This is a genomic window from Anabaena sp. PCC 7938, from assembly GCF_049315035.1.
GTDB classification, from domain to species: domain Bacteria; phylum Cyanobacteriota; class Cyanobacteriia; order Cyanobacteriales; family Nostocaceae; genus Anabaena; species Anabaena cylindrica.
In genome coordinates this window covers 1,375,225-1,401,388 of record NZ_CP186034.1, presented here as the reverse complement: position 1 = coordinate 1,401,388, position 26,164 = coordinate 1,375,225, and the positions used below count along the sequence as shown (strand labels likewise).

The window sequence follows — 26,164 nt, the reverse complement described above, 5'->3', positions numbered from 1 at the left end:
TGGAAATGTCTATTTAATTTATTTTGTAATTGCGTCAGTCCTAATCATTATTTTTTAGGAGATATTTTATTTTTTGGAAGTGGCAAAGGATCGTGAATTAAATAACCTGTAGGGAGATAGTATTGCTATGTCCCTAAGAAAAAAAATTGCACTTTAATAAATTATCTCGTTCCCAGTCAGAGACTGGGAATACCATTACAGAGGCTCTGCCTCTGCTTTAATAGAAGGCAGAGCCTTCTACAATTCATTCCCATACTCTGTATGGGAACGAGAAGGCGAGAAAAGTGAAATCCTTTTTTTACAAGTCTTTCACGTTAAGTTGACACCAATGAGTATTGCTATGTCCCTAAGAAAGAAAATTGTACTTTAATAAATTCATGATCCTAAGTAGATGAACAGAAAAATTTAAAGGTACGTGAAGAAAAGTAAAATCGCCCAAAACTCTCTTCCTGTTCCCTTGCCTCAACGACAATTTTTAACGCCCATCTACTTAAGTGAGTATGTTGCCTATTCCTTATTTCCTGTTTCCTTGAAAGAGGTTAACCATTCTCTCATTTGTTCTTGGGCTACATCACGGCCACCTAAACCAAATGCTAAGGCAATAGCGACTGCGATCGCACCAAATAACAACCCAAAGGCTAAATTCACGATATCAGGAGCAACCCCAATCTGTTGCAGTGCCATTGCGGAAACTAAGGCAATGATAGAAATCCGCGCTACTTGAGCCAAAACTCTGGCTTGGGAATTTCCAGAACTGCTAATAATGCTAAAAGCCAGATTTGCCAAAAATAACCCAATCGCAAATACTATCAATCCCGCTAAAATTCGTCCCAAGATAATGACAATACCTGTCACTAATGATGTTAATGCGGGAATATTTAAAATATTCACTGCTGCCACAGTTGCAAACAGCATGATCCCAACTAAAACGATAATCCCAGCTACTTCTGATGGAGTGCGGGTTGGTGCTGTAGGTTGTTCGGAATAAACTGCTTGCTGGTTGAGTGATGGTAAACCCAAAACTGTGAAAATGTTGTTAAAGCCTAAGCTGGTGAGGATAGTTGTCACTAATTCTGAGACAAACCTACCCAGAAAATAGGAAACAATTAAAATTCCTGCTGCGGTAAAAATGCTGGGTAAAGTATTGAGAACCTGTTGCAGCATCACAATTGCTGGTGCAGAAATCGCCTCAATTTTTAGAGCATTGAGTGATGCGATCGCTACAGGAATCAAAATCAAAATATAGACAATCGTGCCGATAATCTTTGATAAAGATTGCACCCCCGCCGCTGGAGATAGTCCAAACCGACTGCCTACATGATCAATTCCCGTTGTATGTAGCAAGTTTGTGACAATCCGCTGCACGATATTGGCGATAAACCAACCAACTGTACCAATGAGAATTGCCGCTAAAATATTGGGTACAACAGAAAGAATCTCCGTGGTTAAAGCTTGTACTGGTAGTAATGCCTCCTGAAGTCCCAAAGTCTCCAGAAGTAGCCCCAGAAACAATAAAAAGATGAACCAATACAAAGCATTGCCAATAGTCTCACTGAGAGACAATTGATTCGTGCTGGGTGTACCATCTTGGTTTTCTTGACTTAGACGCTCATCAAATCGTAACGTCCGTAATGTCCGAACAGTCAATAGCCTGACGATAGTGGCTAAGAACCAAGCCACACCCAAAATTATGCCCGCACCAACCACCTGGGGCAAAAAGCCAATCAGTTGATTGAGAAAATTATTCAGTGGTCGAGAGGCTACTTCTAGACCCAGGTTCTGTAAAACAGCCACTACTGTCAACAGAAATATACTCCAAAAGACTAGCCCAGAGATTAGTTTCTCAATCTGGGGAGCATCTTGACTACCAGTGATTCCAGCAGCAATTCGGTTATCTATGTTTGTGCGATTGAGGATTTTTTCTATAGCCTTGGATGCGATCGCTGCAATCAGCCAACCAACTAACAAAATCACAGCCGATCCCAGTAACCGGGGAGTAAACAGAATTAGTTGTTCGACAACTCCTTGAACATCCGCAACTCCTCTACTGATTGGTGATGTCTCAGTTTGCAAGCTTGACGATTGTGCTAAAAATTGCTGCACCTGATTCGACAAACCAACACCTGTCAACTGGGTTAATCCTTGCCAAGTTGTATTCATGGTTTTTCGATATTTTCGATATTTTAGGTCTTCGTCGCATACACTGGAAACGCTTACAGAAGCGATAAGCTGTTAAGCACCTAAATTTGATAATCCTAAAATGTTTAAATCTTGTGGGGTGGGCATCTTGCCCGCCAGACTTATACAAATTAAATGCACAACAGCTTATCTAATCGCAATCGTAAACTTCCATAAGTTCATTAGTGTTTACCTACTTCATTTACCAGTAAGCGCATACATTGGAAATTATATCAAGTGTATTTGCTGAGTTTCGTTTAAATTAGTATCTGAATTTGGTCAAGATATTGATTGTAAAAAATGAATCATCCTTGTGAATTACACAGTAAATATTCTGAACCTATGAAACCATACAAGAACCAGGGTCTAAAACGAAACTTCTGAAAGATAGATTTATTTCCTCCAGGTATTCCTGGCAAATGTGATAATAAATGCACATTTAAGCTAAAAAATCATGAAATTCGTCGGCATTGATTTTGGCTGGAAATCCCAACCCAGTGGACTATGCTGCTTAGAACTGATAGATGAAAAACTGCAACTACTAAATTTAGATCGCCAAGAAGCGATTGCAGACATCCTCACTTGGATAGATAAAAATGTACAAGCAGATGAAAATGCAATTATCGCTGTAGATGCACCCACCCTGATCCCCAATTTTACAGGGAGTCGTTTACCAGATAAACTTAGTCATAAATACTTTGGCAAATATCACGCCGGTTGTTATCCCGCCAACCAAAACTTACCATTTGCCGAACGAACAATCAACTTTGGCTTAGAATTAGAAACCCGTGGTTTTGCACACGCACCAAGCATCGAACCGCAAAAACCCAACAGATATCAAATCGAAGTTTTCCCCCACCCAGCCATAGTAAATCTATTTAAATTAGAACGCATCCTCAAATACAAAAAAGGACGAATTAGCGATCGCCGTTCAGAACTAATCAAACTATATAATTACATCATAGAAATACTTCCCAGCATCCCACCTTATCTGTGTTCATCTGCGTTCATCTGCGGTTCGTTTCCTTCCGAAATCCCCCATACAGGTGCAGCACTCAAAGCCACAGAAGATAAACTAGATAGCCTAATTTGTGCTTATGTAGCTGCTTACTGGTGGTATTGGGGAGAAGAACGCAACCTAGTTTTAGGAGATTTAACCACAGGTTATATTGTTATACCAGAGAGAATTGGTAACTAAATTTTTTAGATATTCAAAATATTAATAGTGTCAGCTGCTAGTTAGGGAATTTGTCTGAATCAGGATATCCAGGATTTAAGGATGAACAGGATGAAGTCTGGGATTTTATCACCAATTACTAATTACCCATTACCAACAGGACTTACTCAAAATATCTCTCAAACCCTCTTTCCTTCGTGTCCTTTGCTTCGCAACGCAACCGCGAACGTTCCTTCGTGGTTCATTCTTCCGTAAGAGGTTGTTTGAAAAGTTTTAGGTTGTGATTTTAGGCATTTACAGATCCCCCCTAACCCCCCTTAGCAAGGGGGGATCTAAAAATATTTGATACACCATGAGGGACTTTTCAAACACTCTCTAACTTGTGCGTAAGTCCTAAACAATTATCAGCCTTAACTAGATAACTAACAACTTGGGTTATTAAATAAAATAATGCCAAAACAGAATGACAAAATGAGTTTTTAATTCAAAGTAACGCCACAATTCATGTTATTTACGTTTGGTAATTAACCAGCCGACAATGATAAATAAGCAGGTGGCAATGATACTTAAAAATAAGGATGCGTAAAAAGGATGAGGTGGATTATGGGGAGAGATAAAAGCAATGGGACGGTTAATTTTTTCAATATTTGAAGTAACTACACCAGAAACTATTCCACCACCACCGAAGCCGATTCCTAATATTTGAATGGTTTTTTCTAAAGAGCGATCGCTCTCAGTTTGCTCTGTTTCTACAATACCACGAATTGTATCAATAAATTGCCCAAATAATTCTTGACCTGGTGTAAGATAGTTAATATCTGTTTGAATTTGTTCTTGCCATTTTTGACAATCTTTATCTACAAAATCTTGCCAAAATTGAGGACTTATTTGATTATTGATTATTGTAATTTTATTTAAACAAATTTGGTAATTTCTAATATTTGTCTGAATTGCTGTATTATGAGTTTGTAAATCTTGTAAACATCGGGTATAATCAAATCCTTTTTGCGGAATTTCTGATAATAGTTTCTTCAAATCAGATATCTGTGTTTTGGGTTTAGATATCAAAGTTTGAAATTCTTGAATTTTATTCTCTAAATAACTATAAATTGTTCTTGCGTTGCTGTAACTTTGGCTTGCTTGGTAGTTAAGAAACAAGATTTTATGGTAACAACATAATAAATTTAGTAACCACTCATAAGCATCTACAATAAGTTGTACAGTATTAGATTGTTGATTATTTAAAAGTATCAAAATCTGACATTGTTTAACAGGATTATTTGGTTCATTTGGCTCATTTGCTTGGTAGATAAGTAATTCACTATCAAATAATTTTCCTGAGTGAATAAAAACAGGATTTAAGTTTGTATTAGCAACTAAAGCATTAGCTAATTTATTCGCTAAATCTTGACAATTTTCATTTGCTTCAACTTCTCCATAAATCCATAAAGTTTGTCCTAGAGATGCTTGAATTTGGGAAGGTAAAAAACAACTAGGTTTAAAATGTTGGATTTGCGGTACATTAATATCAATATTTGCTGATTCTGGAATCAGAGTTAAATCAACTGCATAGGTATCATTAAGTAAAAATGGTTGTAAATTGCCATTAATTTTAAATCCGTCTGTAGTTGGGAAACTTCCTAAATCTAAATCTCTGGAATGAGTTAACCATTCGTTTTTTCTTCCTACTTCTTGTTGAGGTTCGTATTCACCATTTTTATAACAAATTAATTGAGATTTTAAATCTTTTAAACCGGTGGCAGGAAATGAAGATACACCTAACTTAGAGAGATTATCCCACAAAATAAAGGCATTTTCTAAAACTTGATCAGGTGTATGTGCGAGAGTATGTCGCAAATGAAAAGCATATAGGGTAAGACTAAAATTCTTCACGGTTTTGGTTGGGATTTTTTATCATCAGATAAAGGTGAATTTTCTTTGATAGCGTTTTGAATCAGTTCTTTAGAAGATTCGCTAGGTTGGTTTGGTGGTGTAGGAGATTTAGCACCACCTGGACCTATATCACCATCTTCTGTGAGAGATAAATCCATTGATTGTAAATTTTGTTTGTATGTTTGCAAAAGTAATGGATAAGATTGTAACCAATTTTCTATTTTTTCTACTATGTCTTCATCATCTTCTGGCAATTGATCACTTAATTGATCTAAGTCTTGTCGAATTTGATCAGTAATCAAATCAGATTGATTTTCAATTACTTCAATAAAAGCGATAGCAGCTTTTTTATTAACTGACATGATTAATTAAACTCCTTTACCAATACAACAAAATGCAGACCAATAAACAGGTAATGAAAAAGGTTGATAATTTTCACCATTTTTCTGTTCGATTATATCAAAATATTTGCTTATTTCTGATTGATAAGCAAAAGTTAATGATGATTTCTGTAACCATTGTTTAAAATCTGTAATACTTGTATCTCTTAACCATTTTTGGGCGGTTTGTAAAGCCAAGACAATATTATTTTGATGTTTTAATTCCTCATAAAATTTCACCATTAATAAAGCCGTAGCTGTCGCACTCACAGTCCATAAACTGCTAACCACATTGGTGCTACCAGCCAACAAAAAACCACTAGGTAAACCAATATATTCATCACTAATATTGTCACCATCTATCATGCCAGTTTCACAAGCAGCGAGGGTGACTAAACGACAATTTTCTAGTTTAATGTGAGCGATGATATCAGCTAAAGTTAAAACTTCATCAGCTAATTGTAAACCCGATTCCAGGGGAGAATTAGCATTAAAACCACCATGACAGAAGAAAAACAGGTTGTTAGCTTGAATCAGGTTTTCAGTAACTGGAATAATTGCTGATTCTTTTGCTTTGTCTTTTTTCAAAACATAACTTTGATTAAATTGTCTTTTAATCGCTGCAACTGCACCTAAATCTTTTTCATATAAATCTTCTGTGGGTGTTTGCATAGCAAATAAAGATTGGAAATCATTATATTGACGCAGTTGTAACTGTTGTAATAATTGACAACTGGGAACATAACCCACACCTTGAGGAAATAAATCCATTAAATAAGAATTTTTTACAGGTAACGCATGGAGAGGGAAAAGGTGTAAGAAAAGATGGGGAATTAAAATCAGTTTTTCACATTCTGATGGAACTAGATTTAATATTTCTTCAAGATGTAATATTTCCGCTAGATTCTGTAAATTTTGATCTAACTGATCTTTCCATGCTGCTTTTTTTTGTTTATAATCATTTACATATTTATTATCCCAATCAAATAGGGCATCAAAATCTGCTGATGAAGATCGCCAAATTCTCATTTCTTTACCTCCTGGTTGAATCACAAAAGCAAAAATTTTATTAGTTGCAATATACCATTCAATAATTGTCGTCTCCTGATCAACTATTTTCTCTAATGATGTAAATTTAAAACTAGAACCAATCGGTAAATATTCATCTTGAAATTTTTGGCGTTGTTGTCGTAATTTCTGGAGATGTTGCGCTAAAGATATAGCATTTTCAGCTTTACCGGTTTGCAATAAATTCTGTCCACTCGCTATTTCATCTCGCAGTTGTTCTAGTTGGATGACAACATTTGAAGGAAAAATAGTTTTTAAGTCACGGTTGAAAATTTGTTCTACTAAATTGCGGGTTTTACTGCGTTCAATATAGGTGATGGCTTCTGTTTCTCTACCCAGTGCTAAACAAACTTCCACCATGCGTCTAAAAAGTTTATTCCATTTCTCTGCTTGTTTGCGTTTACTTTCTTCCCCAGAAATAATTTCCCCGCGTAAATCTTCAATTGTGGCAATGGCAGATTTAAAAGTATCGTAAGCTAAATTGAACTGTTGTGATTCTTGATAAAGCCTACCCAAATTTAATAAAATTTCGGCATTATTCTGCGGAAAATCGGTGCGGGTTCTCACTTCTAAAGCTTGAGTATAAGCAGCGATCGCATTTTCCAGATTCTCCGCTTTGTCTCCCCTGATTCTGTCCCAGTAGGCAATCCCCAGATTATTTTGCGTATCTGCCCAATCTACAGGAAAATCGCTGCGGGTTCTTACTTCTAAAGCCTTTTTATAAGCATTAATCGCATTTTCCAGATTTTCGGCTTTATCTCCCCTGATTCTGTCAGCGTAGGCAGCCCCCAGATTATTTTGCGTATCTGCCCAATCTACAGGAAAATCGCTGCGGGTTCTCACTTCTAAAGCCTTTTTATAAGCATTAATCGCATTTTCCAGATTTTTGGCTTTATCTCCTCTGATTCTGTCAGCGTAGGCAGCCCCCAGATTATTTTGCGTCATTGCCCATTTTTTAGGAAAATCGCTGCGTGTTCTCACTTCTAAAGCCTTTTTATAAGCATTAATCGCATTTTCCAGATTTTCGGCTTTATCTCCCTTGATTCTTTCAGAGTAGGCATTCCCCAGATTATTTTGCGTCATTGCCCATTTTTCAGGAAAATCGCTACGGGTTCTCACTTCTAAAGCCTTTTTATAAGCATTAATCGCATTTTCCAGATTTTCAGCTTTATCTCCCCTGATTCTATTAAAGTAGGCATTCCCCAGATGATTTTGCGTCATTGCCCAATCTACAGGAAAATCGGTGCGGGTTCTCACTTCTAAAGCTTGAGTAAAAGCAGCGATCGCATTTTCCAGATTTTCGGCTTTATCTCCCTTAATTCTGTCAAAGTAGGCAATCCCCAGATTATTTTGTGTATCTGCCCAATCTACAGGAAAATCGTTGCGGGTTCTCACTTCTAAAGCCTTTTTATAAGCATTAATCGCATTTTCCAGATTTTCGGCTTTATCTCCCCTGATTCTGTATAAGTAGGCAGTCCCCAGATTATTTTGCGTCATTGCCCAATCTACAGGAACATCGGTGCGGGTTCTCACTTCTAAAGCTTGAGTAAAAGCAGCGATCGCATTTTCCAGATTTTCGGCTTTATCTCCCCTGATTCTGTATAAGTAGGCAATCCCCAGATTATTTTGCGTAATTGCCCAATTTTTTGCGGAAGTTTGACGGGTATAAATAGTTAAAGCTATTTCATGGCCAGTAATACCAATTTCCATATTATTGGCTTTGTTACCCAAAGGAAATTGCTGAATTAAACTACTAAATCGAAAAATTATTTCAGCAATATTTTCTGCCATGTCTGGTTTTTCTTCTAGTGCTTTTGTTGCCCAGGCACGCAATAATTGAGCAAAAGTCAGATTGAGTTTATCTGTATTCGCTGCCAGTAAGGAGTAAACTACCTGCGGATTACCTTGACTTTCTGCGGTTGCTTGTAATACTTCTAATAAACATTGTGAATGAGTTTCTATTTCTGCTTCTGGGGTATTTGTATCTAGGGGTATATTTAACGCTTGACTCAGTTGAGATGCTAAAGCAATAAACCAATTAGCCGTATTTTCCTTTCCTTGTTGGGTAAACATCCCTGCTACCCCTACCACCACCTGTAAAAAGCCAGCATCGAGTAATTCGGTGTTAGCTGCTAATATTATTTCCGCTTCTTCCTGACTAGGGCAACTAAGCAGTTGTTGAATTAGCTGTTGATATGCCTGGAGACGCTTTTCATCCATGAGTTAGGGGTGGTATGGGGTAGCATTTAGATGATGCTTCAATAGTATTTTCCCCCATTTCTGACAATTTTGTACTTCGACTTCGCTCAGTAACCTTATATCCTGATTCAGACAAAAAATCATCAGTCGGTGCGTCAGATGTCAAATTTCTGTTATTTTGATAAATTATCGAATCTGACACACCCTACAAAATCTGTAAATCCTTATCCTGTAAATCCTTAAATCCTGGACATCCTGATTCAGACAAAAGGAGAATCATAAATTATGCAAAGTATGTATTTGTGATATTGTCAAATTTGAGCTTTATTATGGTGCATATAATTGTCATTTTGAGTGTAACAGAGTGGAAAGTTCGCGTAGCGTTCCGAAGGAAAGAATCTAGGGTTTCAGGCACATACCGAGATGCTTCACTTCGTTCAGCATGACATTAAAAGACCCTTTTAAAATATCCTCTTAAACCCTTTCATTTACTGTCGTATCCTTCATGCCGTGAAATCCTCAAATCAGTTAAATCAGTGATCAAAAAAGCGTTGCCAATTTCCATCAGCAACGCCTAATTTTCAAGATTTAAAAAATTGAAAAACTATTCAGCCCAAGCGATTAGCCTGGGTTCATAAGGACTAGAAAGGTATGGATTTTGTGGTAATACACGCAAAGATAAGCCTTGTAAACCAGATGTGGTGTAGGTGATATCTACTGTGTAAATACTCAACCCTTGATTATCTTCTCCTTGATAATCCATTACCACTGGTACAGCGTTAACAATATCGCCGTTTGCATCAATGGAACCTTGGTATAATTCCACACGCACGTCATCTTTTTTCAAAGTTGCTAAATTCAACTTTGGCTTTAACAGCAACGGTTTGATTAACTTCAATATCCGATGCTGCGGATACATCAATATCTTTGATTTTGATGTTAAACCACTGTTGACCTAGTTTTGCTTTCCAGGCTGCTAATTCTTTCGCTGGGGCGTAGTTATCAACGGTGAGGGTGTGATAGCGATCGCTTGCTGGAAAATAAGCTCGTTGTGCATACTCCCGCACCATGCGGGCTGTATTAAAGAAAGGACAATTCAAACGAATTGCATCTTTCATTTTAGCTACCCAAGGACGGGGTAAACCATCTTCATCACGATGGTCATAGAATAGAGGTACAACTTCTTTCTCTAATAACTCATAGAGAGCGTTGGCTTCTACCTCATCCTGATAATTAGGATCTTCGTAATTTTCACCATGTCCAATTGCCCAACCGGTGCGGACATAATCAGCCTCATCCCACCAGCCATCGAGTACGCTTAAATTTGGCAAGCCATTCATAGCTGCCTTCATGCCGCTAGTACCAGAAGCTTCACGGGGACGACGGGGGGTATTTAACCAGATATCACAACCTGCAACCATCAAGCGGGCAATGTGAATATCGTAGTTAGGAACAAACACCACCTGTTTTTCTAAGTTTTGTTCGTGGATGAAGTGATTGATATCCCGAATCAATTCTTTACCGGGGATATCTTTGGGGTGTGCTTTCCCAGCAATCACAAACTGCACTTTCCGGTGTTTGTTACTCAACAAAATCCGTTTGATTCTGTCCAAATCACGCATCCATAAAGTAGCGCGTTTGTAGGTAGCAAAGCGACGGGCAAAGCCAATAGTTAAAACGTTAGGATCAAGTACTTCTTGAGCTTGGGCGATTTCTGAAGCTGAAGCACCGCGATCGCGTAAATGCTTCACCAAATGCTCCCGCACATAGAGAACCATGTCCAAACGGCAGCGTTCGTGATTGCGCCATAACTCCTCATCGGGAATAGAATCCATCCGTTCCCACAACTGATTATCTGGTGGTGCCGATGACCAATTTGGGCCAAGATAGCGATCGTACAACTCCTGAGTAGACTTCGCAACACAACTGCGAGCATGAACCCCATTAGTTATTGCTGCGATCGGCACTTCCTCCACAGGAACTTTTTTCCACAAACCTTGGAACATTTGCCGCGATACCACACCATGTAGCTGTGCCACACCATTAGAAAATGTTGCCATCTTCAGTGCCAACACCGCCATACTGAAAGGCCCAGATAAATCTCCAGTATTTTCCCTTCCCAATCCTAAAAATTGCTCTTTAGGTAAACCAAAGATATCTGCGTAGTAACCCAAATAATACAAAACTTTGTCGGGCGCAAATAAATCAATGCCCGCTGGTACAGGAGTGTGGGTAGTAAAAATATTACTAGAAGACACCACTTGTTTAGCTTGAGCATAACTTAAGCCTTCTTCTTGAATCAAAACGCGAATACGTTCTAAGGCAGAAAAAGCTGCATGACCTTCATTCATGTGGTAAGCGGTGACATCATAGCCCAAAGCTTTCAACATTTGCACACCACCAATCCCCAGCATAATTTCCTGGTGGATACGCATATCTATATCACCACCATACAGCTGATCTGTAATGTCGTGGTCATAGGCCTTGTTCGGTTCAATATTGGTATCCAGCATATACAGTGGCACTGTTCCCACTTGTACACGCCACACCCTAGCGTATACCTTGCGTCCTGGATAATCTACCTCAATCCGTAGCTCTGAGCCATCAGGATTACGTTCCAAATGCAAAGGCATATTATAAAAATCATTGATGGGGTAGCGTTCTTGCTGCCAACCATCAGCATTGAGATACTGGGCAAAGTAACCTTGTTGGTAGAGTAAACCCACACCAACGAGAGGTAATCCCAAATCACTAGCAGACTTGAGGTGATCTCCTGCCAGTACACCCAAACCGCCAGAATAGACGGGTAGACAATCTACTAGTCCAAACTCAGCCGAAAAATAAGCGTAGCATTCTTTTGGGTTCTGACCGCGCTGTTTGTGATACCAAGTCCGTTCTTGCAAATAATCTTCTAATTGACGCGCAGCCCGATCCATTTGCGCTAAGAAGCCTTCATCTTCTACGACTTCTAATAGCCGTGCTTGGCTAATAGTACCCAGCATCAACACTGGGTTATGCCGACTTGATTCCCACAAGTCAGTATCTAAGCGACGAAATAAGTCTTTACTCTCAACATTCCAATCAAAGTGCAGATTGTATGCCAGTTTCCGCAAGGGTTCTAGTCGCTGCGGTAGTGAAGGTGAAACGTTAAACGTGCGAATTGGCTGCATAATTTAGCAAAATTTTAAATTTCAGATATGGTTATTGTTGACCGTCTTTACGCAATGTTGCCAATTCTTTATACTATGTTTGTGGATTTTTGATGACTTTGTTAAGTATTGAGAATAATTCTCTCATACTTGGTTAGACTCTACAGTAAAACAAGTTTGCGGTCTATAGACTTATTTTGTATGTTACCTGAGATTAGTAAAATTTAATTATTTACTAAGTACTTGTATACAAAATGTCTTTCCACAAACTTATATGTACCATTGAATCTATCAATAATCTAGTCTAGGAGGGTGTTTGAAAAGTTTTGAGGGGTCAAAATTTATGCCAGTTGCCGCACCATGATCCGGATCATGGCAAGGTAAATAAACGTCTCTGACTTTCCGGCAGAAGTTCATAGTCTCTGACCATATGACTCCTACGTCGTCACGCTTCGCTATCGCACCCCCCCAATCACCCCAGCCCTTTCAAATTACCAAGAAAGTTGACAAGTTCTGTTTCAATTCAGGTATTTTCCCATGCAAGACCGTAACTTTTTGCGGAAATTGGCGTAAATCCTTGCGTTGTATTACAGAGATAGTAAGAAAACCCCAGTACCGCTATAATTTATCTCTATCGGATACCCATAACTTTTACCAACCAGAGATTCACCAATGCAGACTCTATTTAGCCTTGACAAAGTAGCTAAAAATTTAGAACAACACGAAAATTCAAAACGGATTAAAAAATTAATCTTTTGTGCTTGTAAAAATGTTTGGGAGAATGATCAAGACACTCTAGATCAGTTTAAATTACAAGAATTAATCGAAGAATTATGCAGCTTGAATCCCACCATAGAACAGTGGAATTACACTTTGGCGGAAGTTGTTAAAACTTTGAATAAAAAATCCGAATATATTCTTGTCGCTAGTGTAATTTTAAATGAAATAGAGAAAATATATATAGTACCAGAAGAAGTAACAGGAATAGTATTAAAACAACCTAATCAAAATGAAATATCATCCAAAAACTTCCCAGAAAAATCTCCCAGCAAGGCAAGTAAATCTCAATATAACCAATTTGATTTACGGCAAAATCTTATGAAATATACTAACCCGCTTAGGGCTAAAATAGTTTTATTTTCTGCACTTGATAATAAATTCACTTTCAAGGAAGAAGACTGGTTAAAATTGAAGACAAAAGAACTTGATGTTTTGTTGCGAAAATTATTTGATTCTTGTGCAACTATCAAAGAGCTTGAATCTAAACTAAACAATACTATTATACATCTAGGTAACTCGGATGAAAATACTCAAGCATCCAGTGCAATCATCCGCGCTATGCAAGATTTTTATGGCGATATTGTATCTACACAACAAGAAAAAGAGTTGAATAACTATTCAATTCCAGAAGTTAAAACTATAGTCAGTACCAATTATCAACCTACGCCAATTGATGAATATGAATATGATGAAAACGAGGAAAAAGATGAATATGAAGAAGATAATAACACTTGTCAAATTGTCATGTCACCTCTAACAAATACACCCGACAAAAAAGAATAATAGCAATTTTCGACTATTTTAAATCTTGTAAAAATTGAAAACTTGTAATAACTGAAACTGAAAAATATGAATGCTAATGAACTTCTTAAGCAATATGCAAATGGAGAAACAAAATTTATCGAGGCTGACTTAAATGGGGTCAATTTATTTGGAGCAGACTTGATTGGTATACGTTTAAGTCGGGCAGATTTATGTAATACCATCCTAATTTTTAGCTATCTCAATAGGGCAATTCTAGATAGGGCAAATCTCATTTGTGCAAAACTAAGTGGTGCGAACCTAAATCAGGCAAGTTTAATCAGTACGAACTTACATGATGCGGATTTGCATGGTGCAAGTTTACAGGGTGCTGATTTGCGTAATGCGAATTTAACTTTAGCGGATTTGCGGGATGTTAACTTAATGGATGCAGATCTGCGTGGTGCAGATCTAAGTGGTGCTAACCTAAAAGGTGCTTGTTTACGTGGTGCGAACTTGCGAGAAGAAAAAAGAACTTACAGCGCTATTCTTCGAGGTGCTAACCTCAGTAAAGCTGATCTGCGAGGAACCAATTTAACTGGTGCAGACTTAGCTAAAGTTGATCTTAGTGGTGCGAACTTGAGTGAGGCAATGCTGCGTAATGCCGATTTGAGTGATGCTAACTTGAGTGAAGCTATTTTGAATCAGACAGGTTTGAGTGATACTAACCTGGAGCGTGCTAATTTGAAAGGTGCCAACATGATCAATGCCAGATTGGAACGGTCAAACCTGAATGAAGCCGAACTTACAGGTGTTAATTTGTATGGTGCAATTATGCCAGATGCTAAACTAACTAGAGCCAAGTTGAGTCGAGCAAATTTGAGTTTTGCCAGGTTGAGTAGAGTTGATTTAAGTCGAGCTATCCTGCGTGAGGCTAACCTAACGGAAACTGACTTAGTTGATGCCTATCTTGCTAAAACAGACTTAACAGGTGCTAATTTAAGTCAAGCGAATTTGATCAGAGCAGAAATTAGCAGTACAAATTTGACCGGTGCCGATTTAACTGGCGCAGTAATGCCTGATGGTAAAATTAATTACTAAATATTGGATTTTAGCTTTTGTAAATACAGCGTATTTATAGAAAACTCGATAAGAGGGTGTTTGAAAAGTTGCGGGTGGTGATTTTAGACACTCTATAATCCCCCCTAACTCCCCTTAACAAGGCTACGGTATACACACAAGTGGTTACCTCATAAGTTTCAGGTTTTTTAGCCCATGAAGTACCCGATATTTTGCGAAACTTAAACCTCCATCTCTCTATTAAATTGGGATTTGGAGTAGCAAAACCAAGTGTTAAATATGATTTCAAGACTTCTGTGTACACTGTAGCCTTAACAAGGGGGGAACTAGAGTCAAAATCCTCCTTAAAAAGGAGGATTTAGGAGGATCTAAAGTTTTTAATACATCAGCAACCACTTTTCAAACATCCTCTAAGTTTAAAACTCAGCCTCTTTCAGGTTGAGATATAAGCGATTCGTTGAGTTTGGTAGGCTCAGGACTTACGCAAAACATCACGAAAGTAGGGGTAATTCATGAATTACCCCTACGAAAGAATCAGATTTTTGATTACTTCGTGCGTAAGTCATAAGGCTCTCTTGATGGTATGAAAATTACATTTCAGAAAAAATTAATAATATGATCCAAATACCAACTTTTAATTCTGTTGTAGAACAACGGCTATATCTTCAGCAGCGCCTAGCTGCTGGATTTCGCTTATTTTCTCGGTTTGGTTTTGATGAGGGTGTTGCTGGTCATATTACCGCGCGCGACCCCGAAAATCCTCAAAATTTTTGGGTTAATCCCTTTGGAATGCACTTTGGTTTAATTCGAGTGAGCGACCTCATTTTAGTTAATCATCAAGGTGAGGTAATTTATGGTAATAGTCCAGTAAATCAGGCAGCTTTCGCTATTCATTCCCAAGTTCATGCAGCCCGTCCTGATGTCATTGCAGCGGCTCATGCCCATTCTATCTACGGTAAAAGCTGGTCAAGTCTTGGCCGTCTGCTTGACCCCATTACCCAAGATGCTTGCGCTTTTTACCAAGACCATAGCCTGTTTGATGACTACACAGGTGTTGTTCTCGACCCTAAAGAAGGTCAACGTATTGCTCAAACTCTAGGTCAAAATAAAGCTCTCATTCTCAAAAATCATGGACTACTGACGGTTGGTCACACAGTTGATGAGGCTGTTTGGTGGTTCATCACAATGGAGCGTTCTTGCCAAGCTCAATTATTAGCGGAAGCGGCTGGGAAACCTAGCTTTATCAAACCAGAGTATGCTAGTTTGACTCAGAGCCAGGTTGGTTCCCATGAATTAGGCTGGTTTAGCTTTCAATCGTTGTACGAGATGATTGTCCGGCAAGAACCCGATTTATTGAATTAAGCGCCTTTTGTTTGCGCTTCATAACTCCTGTCGCACCCAAAGCCCCCAGTGCCAACATTCCCAAAGTTGCTGAAGGTTCAGGAATCTCTTTCAGTGATTCTTCCGCTCCTCTTGCTACTATGCTGTGCATATAGGTTGTAGGATGCAATTGATCCCAAAATAAATACTCGTCTGGGTTGTTACAAAGTGTTTTAGCATCGCTGTTAAAACAAGCGTCAGTCACATTTTGTAAACCAAATTCTCCTGGTAATGCGATAGCACTATTTACTAAAGAATTAACATCAAAAAGAGTGATATTCAGGCTTGGTTGCTGCTGATTCAAACCATTGAGAGCCTCGCTTAAAGTCGAATTATGCAATCCAGTTAAAAAGTTGAGTCCATCAGAATTAGCACTCCCATTAGTCAAAGGAACATCACCCAAATTAGGTAAATTAGCTACTAAGAAATTTTTAGCACCAATAGAAGCAAGTGAAGTAATAGCACTCGTCAAATTATTAACTATTTGAGTAAAATCTGTGTTTCCTTCACCAAGATAATCATTAGCACCTGCCGATATTATGTATAAGGCGTTTTTATCAGCTTGCGAATTAGTTCCCTTAAAAGCCTCAATTTGTTGTGTCAAACCTGGTAAATTTAAGGGATTCTCAATAACTGGGGTTAAAGGATTATCAAACTGGGTGTTAATGGTGTTAACAGTACTAGTAGTAGCGCCACCAAATGCATAGTTAGTTTCTGTTAAACCTAGATTCCCTGCCAGGTATTCTACCCAGACTGGCCCATTAGAAAAACGCCCTTGAAAGTAGGGCAACGGGGGTATTCCAAATCCTATAGCTGCTTCGGTGAATTTGAATGTATTGCCATTATCAACAGTGCTGTCTCCAAAAGCAATAATTTGACTAAAAGATGCTGCTGAAGCTTTCAGTGGCAACATGAAAGAGAAAATAACAAACCCGGCCGCTACAACTTGTTTTTTCATTTTTATTAGATTGTTGGTATTTTTTGTGAATCTTGCACATCAATAAATCTGTAGGGATTAGTAAACCTACGGTTATTTATGGAGTTGGTAAAAAATGGAAAAATTATGATGCTTGTAATCTAAGTATTTTTACAAAATTTTAGATCTGTTTTTTCTGCCAGCTTGACTCAGCGCAAACTGCTGTAAGTTAATTTACGTAAGTATATTTAGTTTATGTCAAGATATAGGATCTTCTTTCAATAAAAACCCTGAGATTTACTCTAACTTTATAATTAATGGCGTATTATAAAGAACTTATTAAGTTATAGATGTTAAAAACCCATAACCCAAATCTTGTGTCCGGCGATAGGAAGTTATAGCTACAAAGCTAAAAACGCCTATTCTAGTTTTTAAACTAGTTCCGTGGGGTTAAGTCCCCCGGTTCTATAATCGGCAAGTTTTGTGTTGGGGTTAAATCCCCATTACAAAACTTAATTACGAATTACGAATTATTTTAACCCTTTAACTTCAAAGCCTCAGTTGCTGTCATTCCCTCGGTCTGAATACCGAAATACCACAAAGCTGCACCAGCTTCAGCACGAGTGACGGCTTTCTTGGGTTGAAACAGCGTCGTATAGCCAAACACTCGCCGAATATTTGATTGTTCAGCATTTTGGAAATCTGCCAAAACTGCTTTTAATGCTTTAGGCTCAATTTTTTCTGTATCTTGGAAACCCCAGGTTTGCTTGACTGCTTCTAAATTGGCGGATGGTAAAGCTTGACGAGTATCTAAAGGTACTTTCCACAATAGTAATTGTTCTCGTGTTAGAGGTGCATCAGGACGAAACAAAACTGCTGTAGCATCTCCAGATAAAGAACTGGGAATTAAACCAGCTTCGGCTAAACCCTGAATTGACGGAAAATATGGATCTTTAGCTAAAACATCTCTAAAAGCGGGTTGATTGCTTTCTGATGCCAAACGCACCTTTTTTGCTGGATTATTACTATACATGGCATTATTAGCAGCCACTAACCAACGAGCATATTCTCTGCGGGTAATGATTTTATTGGGTTCAAAAAGCTTAGTTTGAGTTGTAGAGTTGCTTTTTGTTGTTTTTGGGTCTATGGACAATACACCCAAGGTTGCTAAATCTTGAATGTGTTGTCGCCATTCTGGTGGGACTTTATTTAAATCGGTGAACTCTTGAGATTCAGTTGTTTCAGATTGGTTTGTTGGCAGTTTGACTACATTTGTAGTTGGGGGAACTGTAGCGGGTGAAACAGGGCCAATAAATGTTGGATCACTTGACTGGGGAACTTCGCTAGAATTGGTATTTGGTTGAGCTTGGGTAGTTGTATTATTAGTTACGTATTCAATTAGTAATTCAGTTGCTGTTTGGGGTTGATTGGGTGCAGCGTTGGTAACTGATTTTGGTTGAATTGTTACGTTTAACAGTAAATTATTCCGTTTTACCTCAAAAGCACCTTCGACATCATCTTTTGGCTGTTGCAAAATTTGCCAGTTGTTCTCTTGGAACTGACTACTGTAAAAACTGGCAATTAAATTGCTGGGGTCAGAACTTTGCCAACGAGTACTTGTTTTATTTTCTAATTTATTTTCTGAACTACTCCCAGGTGTAACTTTTTCAAGTTTGGCATTGGGATATATGGGTATATCTGTGGGAAAGTCAGGGGGTAACTGTACTGTAGATGCGGTTGCTACTTCCTTACTCTTAGTTTCGTCAAAAACCGCAGGATTACTTTGCAGCCTGGGGTCTGCCGCCAAAGACTGCTCCAAATTTTTAGCGGCTGGGCCATTAGTGCAGGCTGTTAAGGAACAAAGTAAAACAGCCAAACCGAGAAAGATAATTGGACGTTTATAGAGCAGCACAGGAAATTACAAATCGAGTTTCCGTTTCTAGCCTAGCATTTTCAACGAAACTGGTAATTGGTAATTGGGAAAAACTCTTCTCTCCCTGTCACCTGTCACCTGTCACCTATTCACATAATTCTCTACATCTTCAATTTCCGGTGTGGGTAAATGTTTGAGAACTCGCCAGAGAATGGTGTAACTGCCATCAAGGCGGCGGCGCACGGCGCGGAAGGCGATAATAGTATCACTACTAGGTATTTGTCCTATTTGCTGGGTAATGCGGCTATTTTGGGGGGAAATTGGTTGACGACTTAAGATAATTTCTGGAAGTTGGAATTGGAGCGATCGCACTAAATAAGTATGATTTAATTTGGCTGTAGCACCAGATAAAAAGATTTGCTGCTTCTGCCAGTTCTGATCTTTACCTGTTAAAAACCTCCGTCTGTCTATTTGTAAGGCTTCCAACTGCTTTGGAGGCTGGTAATTAAGCAAAAATTCACCCGTAGAGGCAGAAACAGCTTGTAGTTTTTCATCCAATTTTGCTAATGGCACATCACCCACATCTATGATGAAGCCATAATCTATTCCTTGATGGACTAACTGAAAGTTATCACCCCTCATCTTCAGTGCTAAACTAGGATTAAAATCTCCCTTCACCTCACCCACCGAGGGAAAAGGATAACGCTCACTAACACTCGCTTGCAATCTATTCTGGAGAAGATTCAGCGGACGACGGTAAGCTGAATCAGGTAAAACTCGGAAAATGCCCGTGTTAGGCAGTTTCAAAAACTGAGCGTAGGTTTGTTTTTCTTGGGAATCAATGTCGTAAGCAAAACGGTCAAGTGTCGCCACATCTTCCTGAGGATTTATAAATTTAATATTTGCGGGAAATGCTTTTTGAACTGCTGTCAAAATTTGATTAGCAGTTTTAAGAGTACTCACAGCTTCCTCTGGTACAGAAATAGCAGGTTGCATGGGCGCTACATAGTTAGCTAGTGCTGTTTTCGCAGTGCTGCCAACTACAGGTAATGGGGATGAAGTTAAATTTGGTTCCCTACTAGCAAAAGGTGTGGCTGGTTTGCCAAGATCAGGACGCTGCACTGGTGCAATGGTAAGTACCGGATCTGATTGTCGTTCTCCGGAAACTAAAGGTAGCGGTTTAACTAAAGCTAACTCTCCCCGTCGGGATAATAACCGATCTATAACTGGGTACAACTTCCACAATTCTTGGTTAGAAGCGTACAAAGAGCAGTAAATTTGTGATTGGGACTCAGTTAACTGGACAGGTAAAGAAGACTGTGGGGAAAATTCTCCTCGTGAGTTACACAATGTTTTCGGACTTGGGTATTGACGGGTAAGAAAACTTTCCACAACATAAGTACGAACAGTTAATTGTCCCCGCACGGATCTCATTTTATTGGGGTCTGGATCAATAAATGCTTGCTCAAGACGGGCTACTAAATAAATTTGCTGCTGTACTAGTTGCACTGCTGTAGTATAAAATTTTTCAGTAGCTTCTTCTGAGGCCAGATTTTGACTCAGGTCAAATCTCGCTTTATTTTGACTCAGGTCAAATCCCGCTTTATATTCCATAGCTAAGGTGAAGCTGGGAGTAGAAACTAGTGAAAAAGGAAGCAAAAGTCCCAAAAAGATTTTACTCATGTCAAAAATGTAGATTCAGATAAGAGTATGAAAAATCTAAAATAGATATTAAATTGGAAGAAAACAACGACCATCAACAACCGTCAATCTAGTTTACTTTCTGTAAAGCGTCGCCAGGTTGTTACCAGTGCTGAAACACGATTACATGCAAGTTTCCCAGGATCAGCCTATCTATTCTGAGGCTCCACTCCAGCTGTTGCTGTTTGTCGATGGGCGACCAAAGTCCCGACAACAGGTACAGCGAATACGCGCCTATTTAAAAGAACTAGAAGCTGAGTATAGTTTTGAACTTCAAATCATTGATGTCGGGCAACAACCCTATTTGGCGGAACACTTCAAATTGGTAGCTACGCCTGCCTTAATCAAAATCCACCCTGAACCCCAGCAGAGTCTGGCTGGCAGTAATATCATAGCCGAATTGAAAAACTGGTGGCCCCGCTGGCAATCTGCTGTAGACGCATTTTTAAAGTTACAGGAAGATCTACATGAATGTATGGATGAGAATGTCTTGGTAATTTCACCTAAATCTACAATCCGTTCTGTGGCTGTTTCTGCTGAGTTAATCAAGCTTTCAGATGAAATTTTTCACTTGAAGCAAGAAAAGGAAAAGCTGCAAGAACAGCTACAGTTTAAAGATCGAGTGATGGCGATGTTGGCACATGACCTCCGCAATCCTTTAACTGCGGCTGCTATAGCTATAGAAACTCTTCAATCTAACTACAATGCTGATAAGGGAGAATTCCAACGTCTAAAACCGGGCATGATTGTCCATTTATTAAAACAAGCCCGCAGTCAAACGCGAATAATTGATCGGATGATAGCTGATTTGTTAGAAGTTGGCCGTGGTAATGATACAGAATTTCCGATTATACCGCAAAAGCTGGAATTGGGTAAACTTAGTTTAGATGTTTTGGAGGAATTGCGCGATCGCTATATTGCCAAATCTCAGAAAATAGAAACAGATATCCCCAGCGATTTACCCCGTGTATATGCAGATCCAGAACGTATCCGCCAAGTGCTGGTTAACCTTTTGGATAATGCCATTAAATACACACCTGAAGGCGGGATTATTAGTGTCGCTGGACTGCACCGCACCACCCAAAAAGTCCAATTCAGTATTGGTGATACTGGCCCTGGTATTCCTCTAGAAAACCGCGATCGCATTTTTGAAAATCATTTCCGTCTGCAACGTGATGAAGGTAAAGATGGTTATGGAATTGGTCTTTCTTTATGCCAACGCATTATCCAGGCGCACTATGGTCAAATTTGGGTAGATTCATCAGCCAATGGGGGTGCATGGTTCCACTTTACTTTACCAGTTTATCCATCTTAGACATTGGTCATTAAAGCTCTGACAGTTGACAAATTTTAATAAGCAATTTAATAAATGCCAAATCCATTAATGTATCAACAGGATAATTTTGTTGTTCTGGAAACCAACCAACCAGAACAATTTTTGACGACATCAGAGTTATTAGAAAAGTTGGCAAATACTTTGCAGCAACTTCCATTTGATGACTTACCTCCTGATGTGCAGAAATTTAAGCTGGTATCAGATCAAGCACAATACTTAATAGATACCAGTTGTGAATTAGATATTGGCCCTGGAAAATATTTACAGTGGTATGCAGTGCGACTAGAAAAGTAAATATTTGGTAATTCGTAATTCGTAATTCGTAATTCGTAATTCGTAATTAATGATTCTTCTCTGGTTACCAATTATCAATTACCCATTACCAGCAATTATTGTTGAGTGCTAATTAACTCCAATTCAATTTTATCTTCACTAGGTTGTGTAATTTTCACTTCAACATTAGGAGCAAAATATTTGGTCATTTTTTCGTGTTTTTCTTGCCAAATATCCAGCGGAATTAGGGGTGAATCAAATTCTAAAATAATACAATAAGCCCCATTAACTTCTGTTTCTCGCAAACCAGTAACTATTGGTCGTTCTTCGTTGCTAGGACTCAAACCCAGGTAAGTCAGCGCCCTATCAAAATGACCTTCTTGACCATAGCAAAATCGGGTGATGTCAGTACGAACTCTGTTTTGAGTCACAGTTGCTTGCTGTTTTCTTAGCTCTAACACAGACGGTGTGGTAGATTGACTAAAAGGGATGGGCTTGAGTTCATTGGCTTTGAGTGCTAAACCTCCCAAGAAGAGAGGAAACCCATAGAAAAATCCTACAAGATTAAGAGAAGCATTATCAGCAGCGTAGGCGACAAAGCCAACTATGATTAATATGCTACCCACGGTTAAACCGAGTGTTCCCAAAGAAATGTTGCCTAGCATGATTTGAGGTTAATATAATTACGTCACATCTTAGTTTCATAATCATAAAACCTCGCGGTAGTTTGGCAACATGATTAAAAATACGTTAGGAATATAAGCAGAAGCTTTCATCCTATTTTGCGTTAAGTTAAAAACTGAGAATACTTATTAAGACTGGAAGAAAACAATGGATTTGCAAACTGTTAAAGAACGAATTGCTGTAGTACAGAATAAACGTGACTACCTGCTGAGTCTACTAGAACAACCCAATCTAGGAACTTTGAGAGTTGATGTCAATCAAGCTTTAGAAGAATTAGATGACCTAATTGATGAATTTCGCCGCACCGTTCCAGAAGCAGGAACTAATTAAGCTGGACTGGAGCTTAAGATAGAATAGAACGTCGGTAAACCGTAAATTTACGGTTAAACCGACACTTATAAACTTAAAAATAATTTTTTCTGAACCAGAATTTAGATAATTCAGCCTCTAATTGAATTTTGGATAGCACGCTCGCCCATCTGTCTAACCAAAGCAATGAGCTGAGTTGTAGGTGCATCTTTGTTGCAAACTTCATCGAAGTTAGGCATTGCCTTTGTCTGCTGCAAATGTGCATCGTCAATTGACGAGTAAGCCAGAATTTGAGTATTTGGAGATATGGATTTAATATAACCAGATGCTCGCCAGCCATCCATGATTGGCATATGTAAATCTAAAACAATCACATCAGGTTGAGAAAGTTTGACCATTTCTATAGCTTCATTACCATTACTGGCTAAACCTACTACCAGCATATTTTCTTGGCAAGAAAAAGCTAATTGTAGGCTTAAACGAGTCAATTCATGATCATCAACCAATAAGACACGCAAAACAGAAGACTTACAGGACAACATTAACATTTCCGACCACAGACAACTACATACAAGAGTCTCTTATAGTTTATGGGAACTAGTGACATTCTTGACTCTATCTTATGGTGGAATAAATGGGGTTTATATATGAAGTAATCATGAAGTCATAATTAGAGTTTTAAGAAAAATTTATTTTTTCTTAAAACTCCTAAATTAGTACACCTTTTAAGATATTATTATGTACCTTTTTTAAGGTGTTAGATTTTTAAGTCATGCCTACAGAGCGTAATGCCATAGACATGAGATTTTTTTGAGAATTAGTTTCTGTGCAATCATCACCGGGAACTCTTTGGATATAACTACCATCAGGTTGTAATTCCCAAGCTTGACGATTATCTGCTAACATAATTCCCAATATTTCTTGCAAATCTTTAGCAATATCTTGGTCTCTAATTGGAGTAATTACTTCTACTCGACGGTCTAGATTGCGACGCATCCAGTCAGCACTGCCAATATATATTTCTTCTTGGCTATTGTTGTAAAAGTAGAAAATGCGAGAATGTTCTAAAAATCTGCCGACGATGCTGATGATGCGGATATTGTCGCTGATTTCTTTGAGTCCTGGACGTAAACAGCAAATACCCCTGATAATTAAGTCAATTTGGACTCCAGCACGGGAGGCTTCGTATAAAGCTGCGATGATTTTGGGATCAACGAGGGCATTCATTTTAGCGACGATGCGGCCAGAAAATCCATTTTGGACATTTTCGATTTCTCGCTGAATAAGTTCAAAAAAGCGATCGCGCATATTCACTGGTGCAACTAATATTTCTCGATAAGATTTCTGGAGAGAATAACCGGTTAAAAAGTTAAACACATCTGCTAAATCAGCACCCAATTCTTCACGACAACTAAACAACCCTAAATCTGTATATAGTCGTGCTGTTTTCGGGTTATAATTTCCGGTTCCAATATGCACATAACGACGCATCCGGTCTTTTTCCCGCCGCACCACCATGACGATTTTGCTATGGGTTTTTAGACCTACCAAACCATAAACAACGTGGACACCAACTCTTTCTAAACGTCTAGCCCAGTAAATATTATTTTCTTCATCAAATCTGGCTTTTAATTCCACCAACACAGAAACTTGTTTACCATTTTCCGCAGCAGCAATTAAAGCATTAACTATGGGTGAGTCTCCAGAGGTGCGGTAAAGTGTCATTTTGATTGCTAACACATTCGGGTCATGGGCTGCCTGGGTAATAAAGCGTTCCACTGTCCCAGAAAAAGATTGATAGGGATGATGCACTAGCAAATCTTTTTCTCGAATAATGGCAAAGAAGTCTTTTCCTTCTTCTAGTTCTAATAAATCTGGATTGACACTTGGTTCTCTAAGACGTTGTAAGCGGGAAGGGACGACTGATTGACGGGGAGGTTCTTTTAGTTCTGGTAATGGTAAAGCCATAAAATACATTAAATCTCGCAGTCCCAGCAAACCATCTACCTCATAGATATCGTTGTCGGTTAATTCCAAATCTTGCAATAACCTGCAACGTACTGATTCTGGAGTTTGAGATTTAATTTCTAAGCGGACTGGAGTTCCACCCATGCGGCGTTTGCGAAGTTCCTGTTCAATGGCTAATAACAGGTCATCGGCTTCGTCTTCTTCTAGTTCTAGGTCAGCATCACGAGTAATGCGGAAAGGGTGATATTCCTGAATATTCATCCCTGGAAACAAGTCTTGGAGATTATGAGCGATCGCTTGTTCTAAAGGTACACCTGACCAATAAACAGGTTTTCCCTGATTTTGAATTGCTAAATCTGCGGGTAAAGGTAAAAAACGCGGTAAAACTTTAGGAACTTTGACTCGTGCAAAAAATTCTTCTTCCGTATCTGGGTTTTTTACCACCACAGCCAAATTTAAGCTGAGATTGGAAATATAAGGAAAAGGATGACTAGGATCAACAGCTAAAGGAGTCAGAACGGGAAAAATTTGTTCTTTAAAATAATTATCCAGATAATTCCGCTGTTTTTGATTTAGTTCTATGTAGTCAAGGATGTAAATTCCCTGATTTACCAACAGGGGTTGTAAAATCTGCTCAAACTGCTCATTTTGTTTTTTGATTTGGGGACTGAGTTTTGAGCGAATATCATCTAGTTGTTGTTGTGGTGTCCGTCCATCGGGAGTTAATAAGTTAACTTTGGCTTCTACCTGTTGCTTTAGTGCTGCAACTCGCACCATAAAAAATTCATCTAAATTAGAACTAAAAATAGCTAAAAATTTGAGGCGTTCTAGTAGTGGTGTACGCTCATCACAAGCTTCATGCAACACTCTACTATTAAACTCCAACCAGCTTAACTCGCGGTTTATATAGTATTGTGATTCATTCAGATTAATGGTAGGGTTAATTTTTTTTGGTTTTGCCATGATTACTTAGGAGTGAGTAGCTGTCTCGCAGCCGACGTGAGAAGTCTTAATCAATATAGTCAGTTTTGGTTAAGTAAAATTTAACAACATCAAAATAAGTAAATAAAAGGAAATCT

Annotated in this window: 17 protein-coding genes and 1 pseudogene; 7 read left to right on the top strand and 11 right to left on the bottom strand. The window is 38.6% G+C overall.

The genetic code is table 11. The features are described from left to right. Positions 1-507: 507 nt before the first annotated feature. Entirely contained in the window at positions 508-2,160 is a 1,653-nt protein-coding gene (locus ACOWPH_RS06575) for a mechanosensitive ion channel (protein WP_015214625.1), read from the bottom strand. Positions 2,161-2,632: 472 nt separating this feature from the next. Here ACOWPH_RS06575 and ACOWPH_RS06570 point away from each other — a divergent pair, with 472 nt between their 5' ends. Beyond that, entirely contained in the window at positions 2,633-3,376 is a 744-nt protein-coding gene (locus ACOWPH_RS06570; RefSeq protein WP_015214624.1) for a DUF429 domain-containing protein, read from the top strand. A 486-nt stretch (positions 3,377-3,862) separates the two neighbouring features. Here ACOWPH_RS06570 and ACOWPH_RS06565 read toward each other — a convergent pair whose 3' ends face one another. The 4 genes and pseudogenes from ACOWPH_RS06565 to glgP form a co-directional block, all read right to left on the bottom strand. Next, entirely contained in the window at positions 3,863-5,248 is a 1,386-nt protein-coding gene (locus tag ACOWPH_RS06565) for a hypothetical protein (protein WP_015214623.1), read from the bottom strand. Next, positions 5,245-5,610 (bottom strand): hypothetical protein, encoded by a 366-nt coding sequence (locus ACOWPH_RS06560; RefSeq protein WP_015214622.1) that lies wholly within the window; start codon positions 5,608-5,610, stop codon positions 5,245-5,247. Before ACOWPH_RS06560 ends, ACOWPH_RS06565 begins: the two co-directional genes overlap by 4 nt. Positions 5,611-5,616: 6 nt before the next feature. Continuing rightward, positions 5,617-8,916: a CHAT domain-containing protein gene (locus ACOWPH_RS06555; protein ID WP_015214621.1), complete on the bottom strand. Its 3,300-nt coding sequence runs from the start codon at positions 8,914-8,916 to the stop codon at positions 5,617-5,619. 583 nt (positions 8,917-9,499) lie between these two features. Continuing rightward, a pseudogene (gene glgP / locus ACOWPH_RS06550) lies at positions 9,500-12,065 on the bottom strand (alpha-glucan family phosphorylase). Positions 12,066-12,716: 651 nt separating this feature from the next. Between glgP and ACOWPH_RS06545 the strand changes: the two are divergent. From ACOWPH_RS06545 to ACOWPH_RS06535, 3 genes are all read left to right on the top strand, one after another. Further along, positions 12,717-13,607, top strand: coding sequence for a hypothetical protein (locus ACOWPH_RS06545; protein ID WP_015214619.1), 891 nt, complete (start codon positions 12,717-12,719; stop codon positions 13,605-13,607). Positions 13,608-13,673: 66 nt separating this feature from the next. Then, a complete protein-coding gene (locus tag ACOWPH_RS06540) occupies positions 13,674-14,666 on the top strand; it encodes a pentapeptide repeat-containing protein (RefSeq protein WP_015214618.1) in 993 nt (330 codons plus the stop codon). A 594-nt stretch (positions 14,667-15,260) separates the two neighbouring features. Further along, entirely contained in the window at positions 15,261-16,007 is a 747-nt protein-coding gene (locus ACOWPH_RS06535; RefSeq protein WP_015214617.1) for a class II aldolase/adducin family protein, read from the top strand. On the opposite strand, the gene ACOWPH_RS06530 is transcribed toward ACOWPH_RS06535, so the two are convergent. From ACOWPH_RS06530 to ACOWPH_RS06520, 3 genes are all read right to left on the bottom strand, one after another. Beyond that, on the bottom strand, positions 15,949-16,983 hold the full coding sequence (locus ACOWPH_RS06530; RefSeq protein WP_015214616.1) for an SGNH/GDSL hydrolase family protein: 1,035 nt from the start codon (positions 16,981-16,983) through the stop codon (positions 15,949-15,951). The genes ACOWPH_RS06535 and ACOWPH_RS06530 overlap by 59 nt on opposite strands. A 493-nt stretch (positions 16,984-17,476) precedes the next feature. Then, positions 17,477-18,853, bottom strand: a complete 1,377-nt coding sequence (locus tag ACOWPH_RS06525; RefSeq protein WP_015214615.1) for an S-layer homology domain-containing protein — start codon at positions 18,851-18,853, stop codon at positions 17,477-17,479. A 102-nt stretch (positions 18,854-18,955) separates the two neighbouring features. Beyond that, entirely contained in the window at positions 18,956-20,497 is a 1,542-nt protein-coding gene (locus tag ACOWPH_RS06520; RefSeq protein WP_015214614.1) for a hypothetical protein, read from the bottom strand. Positions 20,498-20,624: 127 nt separating this feature from the next. On the opposite strand from ACOWPH_RS06520, the gene ACOWPH_RS06515 reads away from it, so the two are divergent. Then, entirely contained in the window at positions 20,625-21,830 is a 1,206-nt protein-coding gene (locus tag ACOWPH_RS06515) for a histidine kinase (RefSeq protein ID WP_015214613.1), read from the top strand. Between the two features lie 54 nt (positions 21,831-21,884). Beyond that, on the top strand, positions 21,885-22,145 hold the full coding sequence (locus ACOWPH_RS06510; protein WP_015214612.1) for a chlororespiratory reduction protein 7: 261 nt from the start codon (positions 21,885-21,887) through the stop codon (positions 22,143-22,145). Positions 22,146-22,240: 95 nt separating this feature from the next. Here ACOWPH_RS06510 and ACOWPH_RS06505 read toward each other — a convergent pair whose 3' ends face one another. After that, entirely contained in the window at positions 22,241-22,789 is a 549-nt protein-coding gene (locus tag ACOWPH_RS06505) for a DUF2854 domain-containing protein (protein WP_015214611.1), read from the bottom strand. Between the two features lie 166 nt (positions 22,790-22,955). Between ACOWPH_RS06505 and ACOWPH_RS06500 the strand changes: the two genes are divergently transcribed. Next, entirely contained in the window at positions 22,956-23,138 is a 183-nt protein-coding gene (locus tag ACOWPH_RS06500) for a hypothetical protein (protein WP_015214610.1), read from the top strand. 110 nt (positions 23,139-23,248) lie between these two features. Here the strand turns inward: ACOWPH_RS06500 and ACOWPH_RS06495 are convergent, their stop codons facing one another. Both ACOWPH_RS06495 and ppk1 read right to left on the bottom strand, forming a co-directional pair. Continuing rightward, positions 23,249-23,665, bottom strand: coding sequence for a response regulator (locus ACOWPH_RS06495; protein WP_042464941.1), 417 nt, complete (start codon positions 23,663-23,665; stop codon positions 23,249-23,251). Between the two features lie 217 nt (positions 23,666-23,882). Next, a complete protein-coding gene (gene ppk1 / locus ACOWPH_RS06490; RefSeq protein WP_015214608.1) occupies positions 23,883-26,048 on the bottom strand; it encodes a polyphosphate kinase 1 in 2,166 nt (721 codons plus the stop codon). Positions 26,049-26,164 lie beyond the last annotated feature (116 nt).

Bases quoted from the DNA above. Each gene is read 5' to 3' on its own strand.
- ACOWPH_RS06575 (WP_015214625.1), bottom strand. From the start codon at position 2,160: ATGAATACAACTTGGCAAGGATTAACCCAGTTGACAGGTGTTGGTTTG.
- ACOWPH_RS06570 (WP_015214624.1), top strand. From the start codon at position 2,633: ATGAAATTCGTCGGCATTGATTTTGGCTGGAAATCCCAACCCAGTGGA.
- ACOWPH_RS06560 (WP_015214622.1), bottom strand. From the start codon at position 5,610: ATGTCAGTTAATAAAAAAGCTGCTATCGCTTTTATTGAAGTAATTGAA.
- ACOWPH_RS06555 (WP_015214621.1), bottom strand. From the start codon at position 8,916: ATGGATGAAAAGCGTCTCCAGGCATATCAACAGCTAATTCAACAACTG.
- ACOWPH_RS06545 (WP_015214619.1), top strand. From the start codon at position 12,717: ATGCAGACTCTATTTAGCCTTGACAAAGTAGCTAAAAATTTAGAACAA.
- ACOWPH_RS06540 (WP_015214618.1), top strand. From the start codon at position 13,674: ATGAATGCTAATGAACTTCTTAAGCAATATGCAAATGGAGAAACAAAA.
- ACOWPH_RS06535 (WP_015214617.1), top strand. From the start codon at position 15,261: ATGATCCAAATACCAACTTTTAATTCTGTTGTAGAACAACGGCTATAT.
- ACOWPH_RS06530 (WP_015214616.1), bottom strand. From the start codon at position 16,983: ATGAAAAAACAAGTTGTAGCGGCCGGGTTTGTTATTTTCTCTTTCATG.
- ACOWPH_RS06520 (WP_015214614.1), bottom strand. From the start codon at position 20,497: ATGAGTAAAATCTTTTTGGGACTTTTGCTTCCTTTTTCACTAGTTTCT.
- ACOWPH_RS06510 (WP_015214612.1), top strand. From the start codon at position 21,885: ATGCCAAATCCATTAATGTATCAACAGGATAATTTTGTTGTTCTGGAA.
- ACOWPH_RS06505 (WP_015214611.1), bottom strand. From the start codon at position 22,789: ATGCTAGGCAACATTTCTTTGGGAACACTCGGTTTAACCGTGGGTAGC.
- ACOWPH_RS06500 (WP_015214610.1), top strand. From the start codon at position 22,956: ATGGATTTGCAAACTGTTAAAGAACGAATTGCTGTAGTACAGAATAAA.
- ACOWPH_RS06495 (WP_042464941.1), bottom strand. From the start codon at position 23,665: ATGTTAATGTTGTCCTGTAAGTCTTCTGTTTTGCGTGTCTTATTGGTT.
- ppk1 (WP_015214608.1), bottom strand. From the start codon at position 26,048: ATGGCAAAACCAAAAAAAATTAACCCTACCATTAATCTGAATGAATCA.